General features: G+C 73.5%; 12 protein-coding genes. 5 read left to right on the forward strand and 7 right to left on the reverse strand.

Going from position 1 to position 16,424, the window contains the following annotated elements:
• Nucleotides 1–262 precede the first annotated feature (262 nt).
• Entirely contained in the window at nucleotides 263–2,479 is a 2,217-nt protein-coding gene (gene katG, locus AMK13_RS14975) for a catalase/peroxidase HPI (RefSeq protein ID WP_074002540.1), read from the forward strand.
• Between the two features lie 80 nt (nucleotides 2,480–2,559).
• Here katG and AMK13_RS14980 read toward each other — a convergent pair whose 3' ends face one another.
• Nucleotides 2,560–3,255, reverse strand: a complete 696-nt coding sequence (locus tag AMK13_RS14980; RefSeq protein WP_049650744.1) for a response regulator — start codon at nucleotides 3,253–3,255, stop codon at nucleotides 2,560–2,562.
• A complete protein-coding gene (locus tag AMK13_RS14985) occupies nucleotides 3,252–4,496 on the reverse strand; it encodes a histidine kinase (protein WP_107418740.1) in 1,245 nt (414 codons plus the stop codon). Before AMK13_RS14985 ends, AMK13_RS14980 begins: the two co-directional genes overlap by 4 nt.
• A 209-nt stretch (nucleotides 4,497–4,705) precedes the next feature.
• Here AMK13_RS14985 and AMK13_RS14990 point away from each other — a divergent pair, with 209 nt between their 5' ends.
• Nucleotides 4,706–5,479 carry an ABC transporter ATP-binding protein gene (locus AMK13_RS14990; RefSeq protein ID WP_074002541.1) on the forward strand — a complete coding sequence of 258 codons (774 nt, stop codon included), beginning with the start codon at nucleotides 4,706–4,708 and terminating at the stop codon, nucleotides 5,477–5,479.
• Nucleotides 5,476–7,854, forward strand: coding sequence for an ABC transporter permease (locus AMK13_RS14995; protein WP_074002542.1), 2,379 nt, complete (start codon nucleotides 5,476–5,478; stop codon nucleotides 7,852–7,854). The genes AMK13_RS14990 and AMK13_RS14995 overlap by 4 nt, the downstream gene beginning before the upstream one ends.
• Nucleotides 7,855–7,944: 90 nt before the next feature.
• On the opposite strand, the gene AMK13_RS15000 is transcribed toward AMK13_RS14995, so the two are convergent.
• The 5 genes from AMK13_RS15000 to AMK13_RS15020 form a co-directional block, all read right to left on the reverse strand.
• A complete protein-coding gene (locus AMK13_RS15000; protein ID WP_049649979.1) occupies nucleotides 7,945–8,445 on the reverse strand; it encodes a hypothetical protein in 501 nt (166 codons plus the stop codon).
• An 81-nt stretch (nucleotides 8,446–8,526) separates the two neighbouring features.
• On the reverse strand, nucleotides 8,527–8,991 hold the full coding sequence (locus tag AMK13_RS15005; RefSeq protein ID WP_143204541.1) for a DUF6193 family natural product biosynthesis protein: 465 nt from the start codon (nucleotides 8,989–8,991) through the stop codon (nucleotides 8,527–8,529).
• Between the two features lie 157 nt (nucleotides 8,992–9,148).
• The gene (locus tag AMK13_RS45885; protein WP_074002543.1) at nucleotides 9,149–10,186 is read right to left on the reverse strand and encodes a JmjC domain-containing protein; all 1,038 of its coding nucleotides are present in this window, start codon (nucleotides 10,184–10,186) and stop codon (nucleotides 9,149–9,151) included.
• A 66-nt stretch (nucleotides 10,187–10,252) separates the two neighbouring features.
• Nucleotides 10,253–11,299, reverse strand: coding sequence for a cytochrome P450 (locus AMK13_RS15015; RefSeq protein ID WP_074002544.1), 1,047 nt, complete (start codon nucleotides 11,297–11,299; stop codon nucleotides 10,253–10,255).
• Nucleotides 11,300–11,837: 538 nt separating this feature from the next.
• A complete protein-coding gene (locus AMK13_RS15020) occupies nucleotides 11,838–14,117 on the reverse strand; it encodes a M9 family metallopeptidase (protein ID WP_198959347.1) in 2,280 nt (759 codons plus the stop codon).
• Between the two features lie 399 nt (nucleotides 14,118–14,516).
• On the opposite strand from AMK13_RS15020, the gene AMK13_RS15025 reads away from it, so the two are divergent.
• Complete coding sequence (locus tag AMK13_RS15025; protein WP_049649981.1) at nucleotides 14,517–15,119, forward strand: superoxide dismutase; 603 nt, start codon at nucleotides 14,517–14,519, stop codon at nucleotides 15,117–15,119.
• Between the two features lie 266 nt (nucleotides 15,120–15,385).
• Nucleotides 15,386–16,414, forward strand: coding sequence for a glycosyltransferase family 2 protein (locus AMK13_RS15030; protein ID WP_074002545.1), 1,029 nt, complete (start codon nucleotides 15,386–15,388; stop codon nucleotides 16,412–16,414).
• Nucleotides 16,415–16,424: the final 10 nt, after the last annotated feature.

A 16,424-nucleotide genomic window follows, 5' to 3' on the forward strand; every position in this document is an offset into this window, starting at 1 on the left:
TACCAATGCGCTTCCGGCGCCCTCCGGATCCCGATCGGATATGGGCTTGGTGTCTTTCTTGACTTGGATTCCGTCCACCGTAGGATCGGCTCCGGCGCTAGCCTGGACAGCAGCAGCACGTGACTCCCGTCACCACTCCCGTCACCGCCGGACGCGGTGCCGAGCGGGAACACCACGGGGCGCACCAGGCCAGACCGCAGCAGTAGGTGCCGTAGGTAGCAGATGAAGACACCGTGATCCGCCTTGTGAGGGAAGGATTCCCATGTCTGACAACCACGATGCAACCGGCGTAGAGGCGAACGCGGAGGGCTGCCCGGTGAACCACGGGCGCGCGCCGCACCCCACCCAGGGCGGCGGGAACCGCCAGTGGTGGCCGGAACGGCTCAATCTGAAGATCCTCGCGAAGAATCCCGCCGTGGCCAATCCGCTCGGCGCGGAGTTCGACTACGCCGAGGCCTTCAAGACCCTCGACCTCCCGGCCGTCAAGCGGGACATCCAGGAGGCCCTCACCACGTCGCGGGACTGGTGGCCGGCCGACTTCGGCTACTACGGCCCCTTCATCATCCGGATGGCCTGGCACAGCGCCGGCACCTACCGGATCAGCGACGGCCGCGGCGGCGCCGGCGGCGGCCAGCAGCGCTTCGCCCCGCTGAACAGCTGGCCGGACAACGCCAGCCTGGACAAGGCCCGCCGCCTGCTGTGGCCGGTGAAGAAGAAGTACGGGCGCGCCCTGTCCTGGGCCGACCTGATCATCCTGTCCGGCAACGTGGCCCTGGAGGGCATGGGCTTCCGGACCTTCGGATTCGGTGGCGGCCGGGTCGACGAGTGGGAGCCGGACGAGGACGTCTACTGGGGCCCCGAGACCACCTGGCTCGGCGACGAGCGCTACACCGGCGACCGCCAGCTGGAGAACCCGCTGGCCGCCGTCCAGATGGGCCTGATCTACGTCAACCCCGAGGGCCCCAACGGCAACCCCGACCCGCTCGCCGCCGCCCGCGACATCCGCGAGACCTTCTACCGGATGGCGATGAACGACGAGGAGACCGTCGCGCTGATCGCCGGCGGCCACACCTTCGGCAAGACCCACGGCGCCGGCCCGGCCGACAACGTCGGCCCGGACCCCGAGGCCGCCCCCATGGAGCAGCAGGGCCTCGGCTGGAAGAGCAGCTTCCGCACCGGCGTCGGCGCCGACGCGATCACCAGCGGTCTGGAGGTCACCTGGACGGCCACCCCGATCACCTGGGACAACAGCTTCTTCGAGACGCTGTTCGGCTACGAGTGGGAGCTCACCAAGAGCCCGGCCGGCGCCTGGCAGTACAAGCCCAAGGACGGCGGCGGCGAGGGCACCGTGCCGGACGCGCACGTCCCGGGCAAGCGGCACGCCCCGAACATGCTCACCACCGACCTCTCGCTGCGCTTCGACCCGGTCTACGAGCCGATCTCCCGGCGCTTCCTGGAGAACCCGGAGGAGTTCGCCGACGCCTTCGCCCGCGCCTGGTACAAGCTGACCCACCGCGACATGGGCCCGGTCGTCCGCTACCTCGGCCCGGAGGTCCCCGCCGAGCACCTGCTCTGGCAGGACCCGCTGCCGGAGGTCACCTACCAGCGGATCGGCGCGGCCGACGTCGCCGACCTCAAGCGGCGGATCACCGCCACCGGCCTGTCGGTGTCCGAGCTGGTCTCCACCGCCTGGGCGGCCGCCTCCTCGTTCCGCTCCAGCGACAAGCGCGGCGGCGCCAACGGCGGCCGCGTCCGGCTCCAGCCGCAGATCGGCTGGGAGGTCAACGAGCCCGACCGGCTGGCCACGGTGCTGCGCGCCCTGGAGGGCGTCCAGCGGGAGTTCAACGCGCAGGCCGGCGAGAAGCAGGTCTCGCTCGCGGACCTGGTGGTGCTGGCCGGCGGCGTCGGCGTCGAGCAGGCCGCGAAGGCGGCCGGCCTGGCGGTCGAGGTGCCGTTCGAGCCCGGCCGGGTGGACGCGCCGCAGGAGCTGACCGACACCGAGTCCTTCGCCGCGCTGGAGCCCAAGGCGGACGGCTTCCGCAACTGGGTCGGCAAGGGCAACCGGCTGCCGGCCGAGTACCTGCTGCTCGACAAGGCCAATCTGCTGGGCGTCAGCGCCCCCGAGCTGACCGTGCTGGTCGGCGGCCTGCGCGTGCTGGGCGCCAACCACGGCGGGTCCGCGCACGGGGTGCTCACCGGGACGCCGGGCGTGCTGACGAACGACTACTTCGTCAACCTGCTGGACCTGGGCACCAGTTGGAAGGCCACCTCGGAGGACGCGCACACCTTCGAGGGCCGGGACGAGTCGGGCCGGGTGAAGTGGACCGGCACCCGCGCCGACCTGGTCTTCGGTTCGAACGCCGAACTGCGGGCCGTCGCCGAGGTGTACGCGAGCGACGACGCCAAGGAGAAGTTCGTCGAGGACTTCGTCGCGGCCTGGGCCAAGGTCATGAACGCGGACCGCTTCGACCTGGCGTGATCCGCACCCGCGGCTGACGCGGCGGGAGCCCGGGGTGTCGACCCCGGGCTCCCGCCGTCGTTGCCGGGCTCCCGCCGCCGCTACCGGGCGGCGTCCGCGGACCCCACGCTGACCAGCCCGGTCTCGTACGCCGCGACCACCACCTGGGCCCGGTCCCGCAGGCCCAGCTTGCCGAGGATCCGGGCCACGTGCGTCTTCACCGTCGCCTCGGACAGCCCCAGCCGGGCGGCGAGTTCGGCGTTGCTGAGGCCGCGGGCGAGCAGCGCCATCACCTCCAGCTCGCGCGGGGTGAGCGTGCCCAGCTCCCGGTGCGGGGCGACGGCGGCGGCGCCCGGGTCGTCCGGGCGGGCGAAGCGCTCGACCAGGCGGCGGGTGATCGCCGGGGCGAGCAGCGCGTCCCCGGTGCGGACCAGCCGGACGGCGGCCGCCAGGTGCTCCGGGGTGACGTCCTTCAGCAGGAAGCCGCTGGCCCCGGCGGCCATCGCCGCGTAGACGTAGTGGTCGAGGTCGAAGGTGGTCAGCATGATGATCCGCGGCGGCTGCCGCGCCCCGTCCGCCAGGATCCGGCGGGCGGCCTCCAGCCCGTCCAGGCCGGGCATCCGGATGTCCAGCAGCACCACGTCCGGCCTGGTGCGCCGGACGGCGGCGACGGCCTGTTCGCCGTCCTCGGCCTCGGCCACCACGTCGATGCCCTCCGACTCCAGGATCAGCCGGAACCCGGTGCGGACCAGGGCCTGGTCGTCGGCGACCACCACCCGCAGCGGCTGCTCGTTCATGAACTCTCCAGGGGGACAAGGGCCTTGACGCGGTAGCCGCCGCGCGGCCGGGGGCCGGTGTGCAGGGTGCCGCCGTAGACGGCGAGGCGTTCGCGCAGGCCGAGCAGGCCGCGTCCGTTGCCGGTGGCGGCGGCGCCGGTGGGGCGGCCGCCGGTGTCGGTGACCTCGACCAGCAGCCGGTCGGGGGCGTACTCGACGGTCACCGCGGCGTCGGCGCCGGACGCGTGCTTGACGGTGTTGGTGAGCGCCTCCTGGACCACCCGGTAGGCGGCCAGCTCGACCCCGGGCGGGACGGGCCGGCGCTCGCCGCGGACGGTCAGCTCGACCGGCAGCCCGGCCTGCCGGACGCCGTGGACCAGCGCCTCCAGGCGGCCGAGGCCCGGCTGCGGGCTGAGGTCGGCCTCGGCGGCCGGGTTGCCGGCGCTCTCCGAGTCGATGGTCAACAGGCCCATCACGTGCCGCAGTTCGGTCATCGCCGCGCGCCCGCCGGACTCCACCGCGGCCATCGCCTCGCGGGCCTTGTCCGGGGCGGTGTCCAGGATCTTGCGGGCCGCCCCGGCCTGGATCGTCATCATGCTCACGTTGTGGGTGACGACGTCGTGCAACTCCCGGGCGATCCGGGCCCGTTCGAGCTCCACCGCGCGCTCCAGCGCGGCCAGCTGCCCGCGCTCCAGGGCGGAGAGCCGCTCCCGCCCCTCGTCCACCCGGCGGCGCCACATCCGCAGTTCGTAGGCGACCGCGAACACCGGCACCAGGACCAGGACGGCCATCACCCCGTTGGGGAAGTGCGGCAGCTTGGCCGCGGCGAAGAGCACCACGAGGGCGGCGGTCGCGGCCGGCAGGCTCAGCAGCAGGGCCGTCGCTCGGCGCCCGTACGCGGCGGCGCTGTACGCGGCGACGATCACCGCCACGCCCGCCGCGTACGCGATGTCCTCCGACTCGTGCCGGACCAGCAGCGCGGCGGGCAGGACCACCCAGAGGACCGCCAGCGGGTGGCGCCGGCGCAGCACCAGCGGCAGCGGGACGAGCGGCACCAGCAGCAGCAACAGGCTGTGCCGGTCCGGATGGCCGGGGTTCTGCGCGATGGTCGCGTAGCGCCCGCCGGTGAGCGCGAGGAAGAGGGCCAGGGCCAGGTCGAAGGCCAGGCCGCGCCTGGTCGGCCGGGGCGGCGGCGGTATGCCCGGGCCGCCGGCCAGCCGGACCGCCGCGCGCAGCCGCCGCACCGTCGGATGGTTGATCACCGGGACATTGTGGGGGGCGCGGGCGCCGGGGGACAGCCCCGCGGGTGGCGGGCGGCGGGTACATCCGGCGACTACGTCGGAAGGATGACCTCGCGCCCGGGTCCGCCGGACGCGGTAGCGATGGTGCGGCGGACGGCTGACGCGGGCGCGGGCCGCCCGTTCGTACCTTCGTCCTCGTCACCAGGCGGGCAACGACGAGGAGCGGGGACATGAGCGGCGATCCGGTGATCGAACTGAACGGGGTGAGCCGTCACTACGAGGGCGCCCGGGCGGCCCTGGACGGGGTCACGCTGAGCGTGCGGGCGGGGGAGTCGGTGGCCGTGCTCGGCCCGTCCGGCAGCGGGAAGTCCACCCTGCTGAACCTGGTCGCCGGGCTGGACCGGCCGAGCGCCGGGACGGTCACCGTGGCCGGGGTACGGGTGGACCGGCTGGGCGAGGCGGCCTCGGCCCGCTACCGGCGCGGCACGATCGGCATGGTGTTCCAGTTCTTCAACCTGCTGGACGACCTCACCGTGGCCGACAACGTGGTGCTGGCCGGCGAACTGGCCGGCGTCCCGCGTGCCGAGGCCCGGCGCCGGGCCGCCGAACTGCTGGAGAGCCTCGGCATCGACCGGCATGCCCGCGCCCACCCGGGCCGGCTCTCCGGCGGTGAGCGCCAACGCGTCGCGGTGGCACGGGCGTTGATGAACCGGCCGACACTGCTGCTGGCGGACGAGCCGACCGGGGCGCTGGACTCGGCCTCGGGCGAGGACGTCAAGGAGCTGTTCCGGGAACTGCACGAGGACGGGCAGACCGTCCTGCTCGTCACCCACGACCTGACCCTGGCCGAGGACTGCGCCACCCGCACCGTGCGGATGCGGGACGGCCGGGTCGAGGCGGACTCGGGTCCGGGGTCGACTTCGGGGCCGGACGTGGCCTCGGGTGCGGCCGCGGCCGGGGCTTCGACTTCGGGTACGGCTCCGGGCCCGGCGGTGACGGCATGAGCGCGCTCGGCAGGGTCGTCCGGGCCGGTGTGCGCAGGCGCCGGACGCAGTCCGTCGCGGTCGGGCTGGCCGCCCTGGTGGCCACCACCTGCTCCGTCCTCGGCGGCTCGCTGCTGGTCGCCTCCCAGGACCCCTTCGACCAGGCCTTCGACCACCAGCGCGGCGCCCACCTCACCGCGCGCTTCGACGGCGCCCGGGCGAGCGCCGACCAGCTCGCCGCCACCGCGCACGCCCCCGGGGTGGCGGCCGCCGCCGGGCCGTACCGCACCGTCACCGTCGACCCCGAGCCGGGCCCCGGCCTGGGCATGCCGCCCGGGGTGACGATGGGGCCGATGACCGTCGCCGGGCGTGGCTCGGCCGCCGTCGGCGTCGACAACGTCACCCTGGTCCAAGGGAGTTGGCCGCAGCGGCCGGGCGAGGTGGTGGTCGACGCCGGATACCACGACCAGCCGAGGGGCCTGGGCGGCAGCCTGCGGGTGCCCGGCCTGCCGGGGGCGCCGACCCTCAAGGTCGTCGGCCTCGCCCGCTCCGTCAGCCGTACCGCCGACGCCTGGGTGACCCCGGAGACCGTCACCGCCCTCACCGCGCCCGGCAGCACCCCCGGCTACCAGATGCTCTACCGCTTCAGCGACGCCGGCAGCGCCGACGCCATGGCCGCCGACCGGGCCGCCGTCACCGCCGCCGCCCCCGCCGGGGCGCTCACCGGCGCCCAGTCCTGGCTCACCGCCAAACAGGGATCGGACCGCAACACCGCGCTGTTCCTGCCCTTCATGGTCGCCTTCGGCCTGCTCGGCATGGCGATGTCCGTGCTGGTCGCGGGCAATGTGGTGGCCGGCGCGGTCGGCACCGCCACCCGGCGGATCGGCGTGCTCAAGGCGCTCGGCTGCACCCCCGCCCAGGTGGTGCGGGCGTACGTCGCCCAGGCGCTGGTCCCGGCCGCCGCCGGTACCCTGCTCGGGGTCGTCGTGGGCAACGCGCTGACCGTCCCGGTGCTCGCCACCACCGGTTCGCTGTACGGCACCGACACCTCCGGCCTCGTCCCCTGGGTGGACGTCGCGGTGGCCGGCGGCACCCTGGCCGCCGTCGCGCTGGTCGCCTGGGCCGCCGCCGCCCGGGCCGGCCGGCTGCGCACGGTGGACGCGCTCGCCGTCGGCCGGACCGCGGGCGGCACCCGGCGGGACGTCCTGGCCGCCCGCGCCGCCGCACTGGCCGCCCGGCTGCCGCTGCCCAGGCCGCTCAGCCTCGGCCTCGCCCAGCCCTTCGCCCGCCCGGCCCGCGCGGCCGGAATGCTCGCGGCAGTGCTGTTCGGCACGGCGGCGGCCGTCTTCGCGGTGGGCATGGGCGGGACGATGAGCTGGGTGCAGGAGGCGAAGACCCGCGACGCGGGGGACGTCGCGGTGCACCCGGTCCGGCCGGACGGCCCGCCCGGAACGGTGCCGGCCAGGCCCGTCCCGGCCGACCGGGCCGTCGTCACCGCCGCGCTGGACGCCCAGCCGGGCACCGCCGGGTACCTCGGCAACGGCACCGAGGACGTCACCGTCCCCGGGGTGGCCGGCGCCACCACGGTGACCGCCTTCGACGGCGACTCGTCCTGGGCGGGCTACAAGATGGTCAGCGGCCGCTGGTACCGGGGCCCGGGCGAGGCCGTCGCCCCGTCCACCTTCCTGACCGAGGCCTCCGTCAACCTCGGAGACCAGGTGACCTTCACGACCCACGGCCGGGCCGTCACCGTCCGGATCGTCGGCGAGGTCTTCGACCCGCACGTGCAGACCAACGAACTGCTCACCGACGCCGGCAGCTACCCGCCCGGAACGGCCCCGACCCCCGACTTCTGGTTCGTCAAGCTGAAGCCGGGCACCGACCGCGCCGGCTACGCCGCCGCCCTCACCGCCGCGCTCGCCCCGGCACACATGACCGCCGACACCGGCGGGCCGCACGGCTCCAGCGGCTCGATCGCCGCCCTGAACTCGCTCACCGCCACGCTCACCCTGCTGCTGCTCGTGGTCGCCGGGCTCGGGGTGTTCAACACCGTCGTCCTGGAGATCCGCGAGCGCACCCGGGACACCGGCGTCGCCAAGGCGCTCGGCATGACCCCGGCCCAGACCGTGGGCGTCGTCCTCGCCTCGGTCCTGCTGACCGGTGCCGTCGGCGGTGCGCTCGGCCTGCCGGTGGGGCTGCTGCTGCACGGCCTGACGGTGCCCGCGATGGGCCACAGCGCCGGGCTGAACTTCCCGCCCGCCGCGCTGGACGTCTTCGGTACCCCGGCGCTGGTCCTGCTCGGCCTCGGCGGCGTGCCGATCGCCCTGCTCGGCGCGCTGCTCCCGGCCGTACGGGCGGCGCGGGCGCGCACCGTGGACGCGCTGCGGGCGGAGTGACGGCGGGGGCCGTGCGGGACCGGACGCCCGGTCCCGTACGGCCCCCGCGGCTCAGGAGGCCCCCGCGCGGCTCAGAAGGCCCCGTGCCGCTCAGGAGGCCCCCGCGTCGTCCGCCTTCTGCTCGGCCGCCCGGACCTGCTCGGCGAACTCGCGCGCGTCGATCCGCTCGACCGAGGCCCCGTGCCGGGCGGCCAGCTCGTCCGCCGGGGCGGGCGAGGACTCCCGGAGCTCCACGGCGAGCAGCGCCCCGCCGTCCGGCACCCGGGGCGAGAGCATGATCAGCCCGGCGCCGCCCTCGCTCGCCTGGTGCTCCTCGGCCGCGTTGCCGAGCGCCGCGCCGGCCGCGAAGCCCAGCAGCACGCCGACCGGCCCGCCGAGCAGCCCGATCAGGCCGCCCAGCACACCCGAGCCGACGGTCGCCACCCCCGCGCCCCGGGTGAAGGTGTCCGCGACCTCCAGCAGCCCGTCGGCGCTGCGCTCCATCGCCGCCACCATCCGCAGGCCCGGCAGGTGCTGCGCCTCGTCGAAGGCCGGGCGCCAGGCGGCGGCGTCGGGGAAGGTCAGCAGGACGACGTTGTGCTGGTCGCTCATCGCGCTCCGATCGGGCCGGGGCCGGAGGTGGCCGGGCTTCCATCGTGACCCCCGGTGCGGGGCGCTGCCACCCCGGCGGCCTCAGCGTGGTTCGTCCGCCGGGTGGTTGAACACCGGCCCGAGGTCCGGCGGGAGGTGTTCGACGAGCAGGGCGACGGCCTCCTCCGGGGTGGCGGGCGTGCCGAGCACCCCGGCGCCGCCCTGGCCGCGGACCTGGTAGCCGCCGCCGTCCAGCGGAACGGCGAACGGCACGCCCGCGGCGGTCCACGGGGCCGAGGTCGACAGGCTGAAGTGCAGGTCGTGGTGGCTGGTCCAGGGGAAGAGCCGGCCCAGTCGGGGCTCGGCGCGGGCGGCCTTCAGCAGCCGCACCAGGCCGTCGTGGCAGCTGCCGGGGCCGTGCCCGATGTCCTGCTGGAGCCATTCCCAGGACAGGACGATCCCCTCCCAGCGGGCCTTCACCGCGGCCTCGGGACCGATCGCGCGGGCGGCGGCGACGTCCGGCAGGACGGGCTTGGGCAGGGCGCCCCTCTGATCTTCTGATCGCATGGTGAGCAGTCTGCCCCAGCGCTGCCCGGAACGGAGAGGGTCGTCGAGTCGGGGCGGCTTCGCCGGTCGAACGTCAGTCAGTCCGAGGCATCCTGTCGGTCGATCAGATCATCGAGGCGGATTCCTTGCACCGGGCTGTCGCTGCCGTCGCCGCAGGCTACCCGGCCGCGCCGCGCAGGCGGCGCCAGGTGCGGCCGACGGAGGCGAGCCCGGAGCGGCCGTCGGCGGGGGTGGCGGACTCCCAGGTGCGGGCGGCCTCGGTGAGGGTTTCCGCGGGTTCGGCCGGGGCTGCCGGGGCGTGGGGGGTGCCGGTCCGGGCGGCGCGGGCGGCGCGCAGGAGGTCCTCCGGTCCGAGCGCGTCGAGCCTCGTCCGGGCGTGGGCGAGCAGGGCGGCGCAGGCGTCGGTGATCGCGGGCTCGCCGAGCGGGCGGGCCGGCAGGCCGAGGCCTTCGGCCAACTGCCCTTCCAGGGCGGTGCGCAGGTCCTGGACGGAGAGGTCGCGGACGGTCAGCGACAGGTGGGCGGACAGGCCCCCGGCGCCGACCGCCCGGTGGGCGAAGCCGCGCGGGATGTAGAGCACGCCGCCGGGTTCCAGGACGCCGTGCAGGCGCAGCGGGGAGCGCTCGTCCTCGGGGAGTTCGCCGAGCCGCCAGTCCGCCGTCGTCGGCGCGTCGTGGACGTACCAGGTCTTGCGTCCGGCGGCCTGGAGGACGAACACGTCGGCGTCGTCGCGGTGCACGGCGAGGCCCTGGGCGCCGGCCGGGGTGACGAAGAAGAACGCCTCCACCCGCCGGTCGAGTTCCTCGGAGAGCCGCGCCACCAGTTCGCCGGTCGGGCGGTGCCACTGGTCGACGCAGCGCAGCAGCAGGGTCGCCCCGCGGCGCAGCTGGGCGAGCACCTTCGCGCGGTCCGCGAAGCCGTGGTGCGCCGTGCCGTTGACGGTGCGCGAGGTGGTGAAGGCCTCCGGCGGGATGGTCACCTTGTCGGAGCGGACCATCTCCAGGTAGGGCGTGCGCAGCAGCCCGCCGTCGAAGGCGGCGTCGAGTTCGTCGAGGTCGAAGGGCGAGGCGGGCGTGGCGGGCGCGGCGGGCGCCTCCGGGGCCTTCCGGGGGAAGAGCGCGGGCTCGCGCTGCCACTGGCGGCCGGTGAAGCCGTCGACGTCGCCGACCCAGTCGGCCAGTGTGGGCGATTCCATGGTGTGTCCCGTGGTGTCAGGGGTCTTCCGGGGCGGCGGGGGTGTTCCGGAGGCGGCGCCGGGGCGTCAGGCCCGGACCCGCGCCTCGAACCGTACGGCGAGCAGCGAGCGCAGCGGCACCTGCGCGTCCTGCCGCGGGCTGTGGACGACCAGCCGGTTGTCCAGGGCCGCGGTCAGCAGCTGCTCGGCCAGCGGCACGATCAGGTGCTTGGCCCAGCAGCGGGCGCCGTCGAAGCCGAAGGGCATGAACCCGGGTGTCTTCTCCGGGTCCGCGACGCCGTCCCAGCGCTCGGGGCGGAAGTCCAGCGGGTCGGACCAGTAGTCGGGGTGGCGGTGCATCAGCAGCGGGAAGAGCGCGGCGTCGTCCTCGGGCCGGATCTCGGGGTGGAGTTCGGTGTAGGCCGCGCCGCCGTTGCGGTAGAGCATCCAGGCGGGCGGGAGCAGGCGCAGGGTCTCCCAGAGGACGTCGGTGAGCTTGGCGCGGTGCTCCGGCCGGTCCCGTTCCGGGCCCATGAGCCACAGGGCGTTGCCGGCCAGGGCGGCCACGCCGTCGCAGAGGGTCGCCGTCGCCCGCCGGTACATCGCGATGGCCTGCTTGCGTTCCAGCGTCTCGTCGGCGCCGCGGATCAGTCCGGCCAGTTCGGTGCCCCCGTCCTGGTCGGCGGAGCCGGGCCAGGCGGTGACGGCGCGGTCGACGAGCCGGGAGAGGGTGTCGGAGCGGGTGACGCCGCGCTTCGACAGCAGGGAGACCGGCAGCGGGTCGTCAGAGAACAGCCAGCGGCGCAGGTAGGAGGTGCCCGCGTAGGGCCAGGAGCCGGCCATGCCGCGCGCCGGGGGCGGCGGCTTGCGGATGCCCGCCATGGCGTCCTGCCCCAGTGCGCGGATGGTGCGCGTCGCGCTGTCGTGGGGGATGTCGGAGCCGGCGGCGGGCTTGTAGACCGATCGCTCGGTGGAAAGGACGGGGCGGGCCGCGACGATTTCGGCCATCAGCCGGGAGTCCGAGACGCCGACCTTCGACGGGTCGATCCGGAACACCTTCTCGTCCCTGGCCAGCAGCTCCTGAATCCTCGGGGCGAACACGAGGGAACGGCTGCGCGCGGTTGCCGTCGCCATTTCTTCCACGGGAATCCGGCCTCCAATGCGAAATGGCAGGTCAGTGTGTTCGGCGTGGCGCGCGGAGGAATCCCGGACGCGCCGTGGCGCCGGCGGGGGCACGGCCGACCCGGCCCCCGCCAGCGGCTGGACACGTTAGATAACGTGCAGCACCCACGCGTGGTTCGCGAGGTCGTCGTTCTTCTTGAACTTCTTGACGAGCGCCTTGACCATCTTCATGACTAACTCTCCATTCCGGGGATTGGCGGGTGTGGCGAGAATGCCGCACCCGAGCCGTCAGAGATATTCGGCATTCCGTTGCCGGAGGCCGAACCGGTTGATCTGTTCATGGACACTAACCGAAACTTCGCCGCCCGGACACCCCCTCGGCAGAGGAATATGCGATCTCTTACGGGCCGTTGACGGCCTATTCGATGGCCGAATCGTTATAACCCCTGGATATCCCCGGGCGGGGGGTCGGAACGGGAAAGCGAAAGGGCCCCGCGAAGTCGCGGGGCCCTGCTGCCTGCGGCAGTCGGTCGGTCGTGGGGCGTCGGTGTCAGTTGTAGGTCGTGGTGACGGTGACGCCGCCGAAGCCCTGCTGGGCGTAGAGGCTGAAGAAGACGTAGCCGGCCGGCGGGTTGGTGATGGTCAGGGTCTCACCGTTGCCGCCGGTGGCGGACTTGGCCGTGGAGGATCCGGTGGTGGCCCAGGAGCCGGCGTTGTAGTAGAGGTCGGCGTTGCCGGTGCCCCCGCTGGTGGTGATGGTCAGCTGCTTCACGCCGGCCGGCAGGTTCAGGAAGCTGTAGCTGTAGTTCCCGGTGGTGGCGGCGACGTTGTCGCGGCGGCAGTTCTTGTCGTACTGCCGGGCGTCGGTGGCGGTGCAGAGCGGGGCCTTGGGCTGCTCGGTGGTGGGCAGCGAGCCGCAGTTGTCGGCGGCGCAGGCCTTGAGCCAGGTGGCGAAGTCGGCGTCGTACGCGGTGCCGATGGTGGTCTTCAGCAGCGTGCGGGCGCCGTTCCAGTCACCGGCGCGGTACTTGGCGAGCAGCGCGTCGACGTCCTGCGGGTGCGACTGGAGCATGTAGCGGACGGCCAGGTAGCCCCAGTTGTAGATCCGGGTGGAGTCCGCGTTGTCGTAGGTGGTGTCGAACAGGGTGCTCAGCGCGTAGGTGCCCTTGCCGGCCTGGGCGACCGCGTCGTCGTAGTGGGCGCCGCGGTAGCTGTAGGAGACGTACTCGGCGAGGCCCTCGACCCACCAGATGGTCGGGGTGGTCATGCCGGCCTCGAAGTCGCCGTACATGTCGTAGCGGCCGTCGAGGTAGTGGGTGTACTCGTGGTTGAGGTTCCAGATCTGGAACTGGGGGCGCAGCCAGGAGGCCTCGTGGGCGATGAAGCGGGCCTGGTTGCCGACCGTGGCCGGGTTGCCCTCCTCGTACATGCCGCCGTTGTCGACGTCGATCTTGTACATCTCCCAGGCGTACAGGCTGTAGTTGTAGTAGTCGTCGAAGACGACGACCTCGAGGTTGGTGTTGTTGTCGTTCGGGACCGGGCCGTTGTCCTTGACCACCTTGTGGAAGAACGCGTCCTGGTTGACCAGGCTGGTGCAGGTGTCGGCGAGCTGCTGCGCGGTCATGTCCTGGGCGCGGATGCGCAGGTTGGCGTTGCAGGTGTGGTCGACGGTGAGCACCAGCGGCACGAGCTTGGCCGGGACGTCACAGGTGCCGTAGTAGGAGCAGTTGCCGGCGTCCTTCTTCTCCGTGAACCAGAGCAGGTTCATGGTGAGCGGACCGGTGTTGCCGACCAGCGGGTAGCGGTTGATCAGGTCCTTGACGATCGGCCGGCCCTGGGCGCGCAGCGCGTCGTTGGCGACCAGGTTGCCGAGCTGGATGCCGATCTTGGTGACGGTGTCGCCGCCGTTGAGCTGGCCGCTGTTGCGGGTGACGAAGGACGACACGGTGGTCGCGAAGGTCGGGTCGGCCTGGAGGGCGGAGACGAACTCCGGCAGGTCGAAGCCGCGCTCGATGACGGTCTCGGTGTTGGCCACGGCGGTGGTCATCGTGGCGGGCCAGCTGCCGGTGTAGTCGTTCAGCAGCCGCTTGACGACGCCGGTGTAGCGGGCGTTCTCCTGGGCGCTGTCGATCAGGGTGACGGCCTCGGCGAGGGTGGCACCGTTGGCGTCGGTGGCGTCCTTGCTGTGCGGGGCGGCGTAGAAGGCGTCCAGCGCACCGCGGATGGCGGTCTGGAGGCCGGTGCCGTACGGGCCCACGACGTCCTTGTTGTACCACTGCACGTAGTAGCCGGCCCGCAGGAAGAGCACCAGCTGCCCGGCGGAGGTGGAGTTGTCGCCGGGGTAGGTGGCGGCGGTGTCGCGCAGGGCGTTGGCGACGGTGACCATCTGGGCCTCGTTGAAGGCGCCCTTGGCGTCGTTGCCGGTCAGCGTGAACAGGGTGTTGACGCAGTCGAGCCCGGCCCCCTTGACCTGCTGGACCAGCGCGGCACCGGACTTGCCGGTGAAGGCGGAGACGTCGCAGGCGGCGGCGGTGAGCGCCCGTGCCGACCTGGCGGCGCCGACGGTGCTGCCCGCCGTCGGGGCGGTGGCCTTGGCCTGCGGGTCCGAGACCAGCGGACGGGCGTCCTTGGGGGTGTCGGGGGACTTGGGCACCGGGATCGTGCGCGGTGCGGCGGTCTGGCCGGCCGAGGTGGCGGGCTGACCGGCCGGGGCGGCCGCGGGGGCGGCGGCCTGCGCCGCGGGTGCGAACAGGCCGAGCGAGAGGAGGAGGGCGGTGCCGAGCGCAGGGAGTCTGCGCGCGCCGTCCTTCGCTATCGAGGAGGGACGCATCTGTGGGGGCCTCCGGGGCCGTTGAGGGTGGGGGTGGCCGCGCTGCGTGGGGCGCACGGGCCTTGCTGTGTGACATGTAAAATGGCACAACGGCGAACACGGAGGGAAGCCCCGGGAACGGATTGCCGGTCTACGAGACCGAAACGTTGCCGGAGGGGCGCCGGTGCGGCGGAGTGACGGGCCGCCGGGGTGGCGGGGCGTACGGGCCGGGCAGGTCGGCCGGGTCGGGCGGGCGGGGCGAGTCGGCTGGGCCGGACGGGTGGTCAGCGGCGGTCATTGTGCCCGACGGGACGTGCGGGAATAAGCAGGAGCCCATGCTTCGTTCTTGCAACTGATACGCAATAGTGTTGTCCCGGCACGATCACCACCGTTCAACCCGCCGAAAGGGGCCGTGTCCTGATGGGCACCTACACGCTTCCCGACCTGCCGTACGACTACTCCGCGCTGGAGCGGGCGATGTCGGCCGAGATCCTGGAGCTGCACCACTCCAAGCACCACGCCGCGTACGTCAAGGGCGCCAACGACACCCTGGACCAGCTGGCCGAGGCCCGCGACAAGGAGCAGTTCGGCGGCCTGGTCGGCCTGCAGAAGACCTTCGCGTTCCACCTGTCGGGCCACGTGCTGCACTCGCTGTTCTGGCAGAACCTCTCGCCCGAGGGCGGCGACCGCCCCGAGGGCGAGCTGGCCGACGCCATCACCGAGCACTTCGGCAGCTTCGACGCCTTCAAGAAGCAGCTCACCACCGCCACCACCGGCGTGCAGGGCTCCGGCTGGGGCATCCTGTCCTGGGAGCCGCTCGGCCAGCGCCTGATCGTCGAGCAGGTCTACGACCACCACGGCAACGTCGGCCAGGGCACCACCCCGCTGCTGGCCTTCGACGCCTGGGAGCACGCCTACTACCTGCAGTACCGCAACGTCCGCCCGGACTACGTCACCCGCCTGTGGGACGTCGTCAACTGGCAGGACGTCTCGGACCGCTTCGCGGCCGTCAAGAGCGCCTGACCCGGTTCGGGTGACGGAGGGCCCCGGACCGGTCGGGCGGTCCGGGGCCCTCCCCTTGCGCCCCAAGGGGCGTCCCGCGCGGGCGGGTTGACGCCGGGCGCGGCCGACGCCCCGGCGGACCGGTGATTGCACCGTTCCGCTCGCTCGATTCAACCCGGCGTTCGCCCGCGGGCCGCATACGGTCCGTATGCTCGGGCCACTGTCGGTGACCGGCGGTCGACGGCCGCCCGGCCCGTCCGCTCGTGTCCTGAGCGAAAGGCCGTGCGATGGCCCCGCGTCTCTCCCTCGTCGTCCCGATCTACAACGTCGAGCGCTACCTCGGGGAGTGCCTGGACTCGATCGCGGCCCAGACGTTCGAGGACTTCGAGTGCGTCCTGGTCGACGACGGCTCGACCGACGACGGCCCCGTCATCGCCGAGGAGTACACCGAGCGGGACGGGCGCTTCCGACTGGTCCGGCAGCGGAACCAGGGCCTCGGCGCCGCCCGCAACACCGGCTGGCGCCACCTCACCCCCGGCACCGAGTACCTGGCCTTCGTCGACAGCGACGACATCGTGCCGCCGCACGCCTACCAGCTGATGATCAGCACCCTCGACGGGACCGGCTCCGACTTCGCCGCCGGCAACGCCCTGCGGCTGCGCACCTCCGGCCTCAGCCCCTCGCACGCCCACCGCCGCCCGTTCCACGAGACCCGGCTGCGCACCCACATCGGCGAGACCCCCGCCCTCGTCACCGACCGCACCGCCTGGAACAAGGTCTACCGGCGCTCCTTCTTCGACGGCGCCGGCCTGACGTACCCCGAGGGCATCCTGTACGAGGACGCCCCGGTCAGCGTGCCCCACCACTTCCTCGCCGCACGCGTCGACGTGCTCGCCGACCCGGTCTACCACTGGCGGGTGCGCGAGGACGGCGACCTCTCCATCACCCAGAAGAAGACCGACCCGCGCGGTGTCGTCGACCGGGTCCGCTCGATGGAACTCGTCCGCGAATGGCTGCTCGCCCGCCCCGAACCCGCCTTCGCCGAGCACCTGCGCGCCTACGACCGCAACTGCCTGGTCGAGGAGATCCCGATGTTCTTCTGGACCGTCCCGGACGGCGACCGCGCCTACCGCGCCGCCTACCAGCAGCACGTCGCCCGGCTCCTCCAGGCCATCGGCCCCGAGGCCCAGGCCGGCCTCAGCCCCCAGCTCCGCCTCAAGTACCGGCTCACCCAGGCCGACTCCATGCCCGCCTTCGTCGCCGTCCAACGCGCCCACCGCCTCGCCCGCCGCACCCGCCAGGCCCTCCGCCGCTGAGCCGGGGGGC

The organism is Streptomyces sp. CB02056 (genome assembly GCF_001905545.1).
Taxonomy (GTDB): Bacteria; Actinomycetota; Actinomycetes; order Streptomycetales; family Streptomycetaceae; genus Kitasatospora.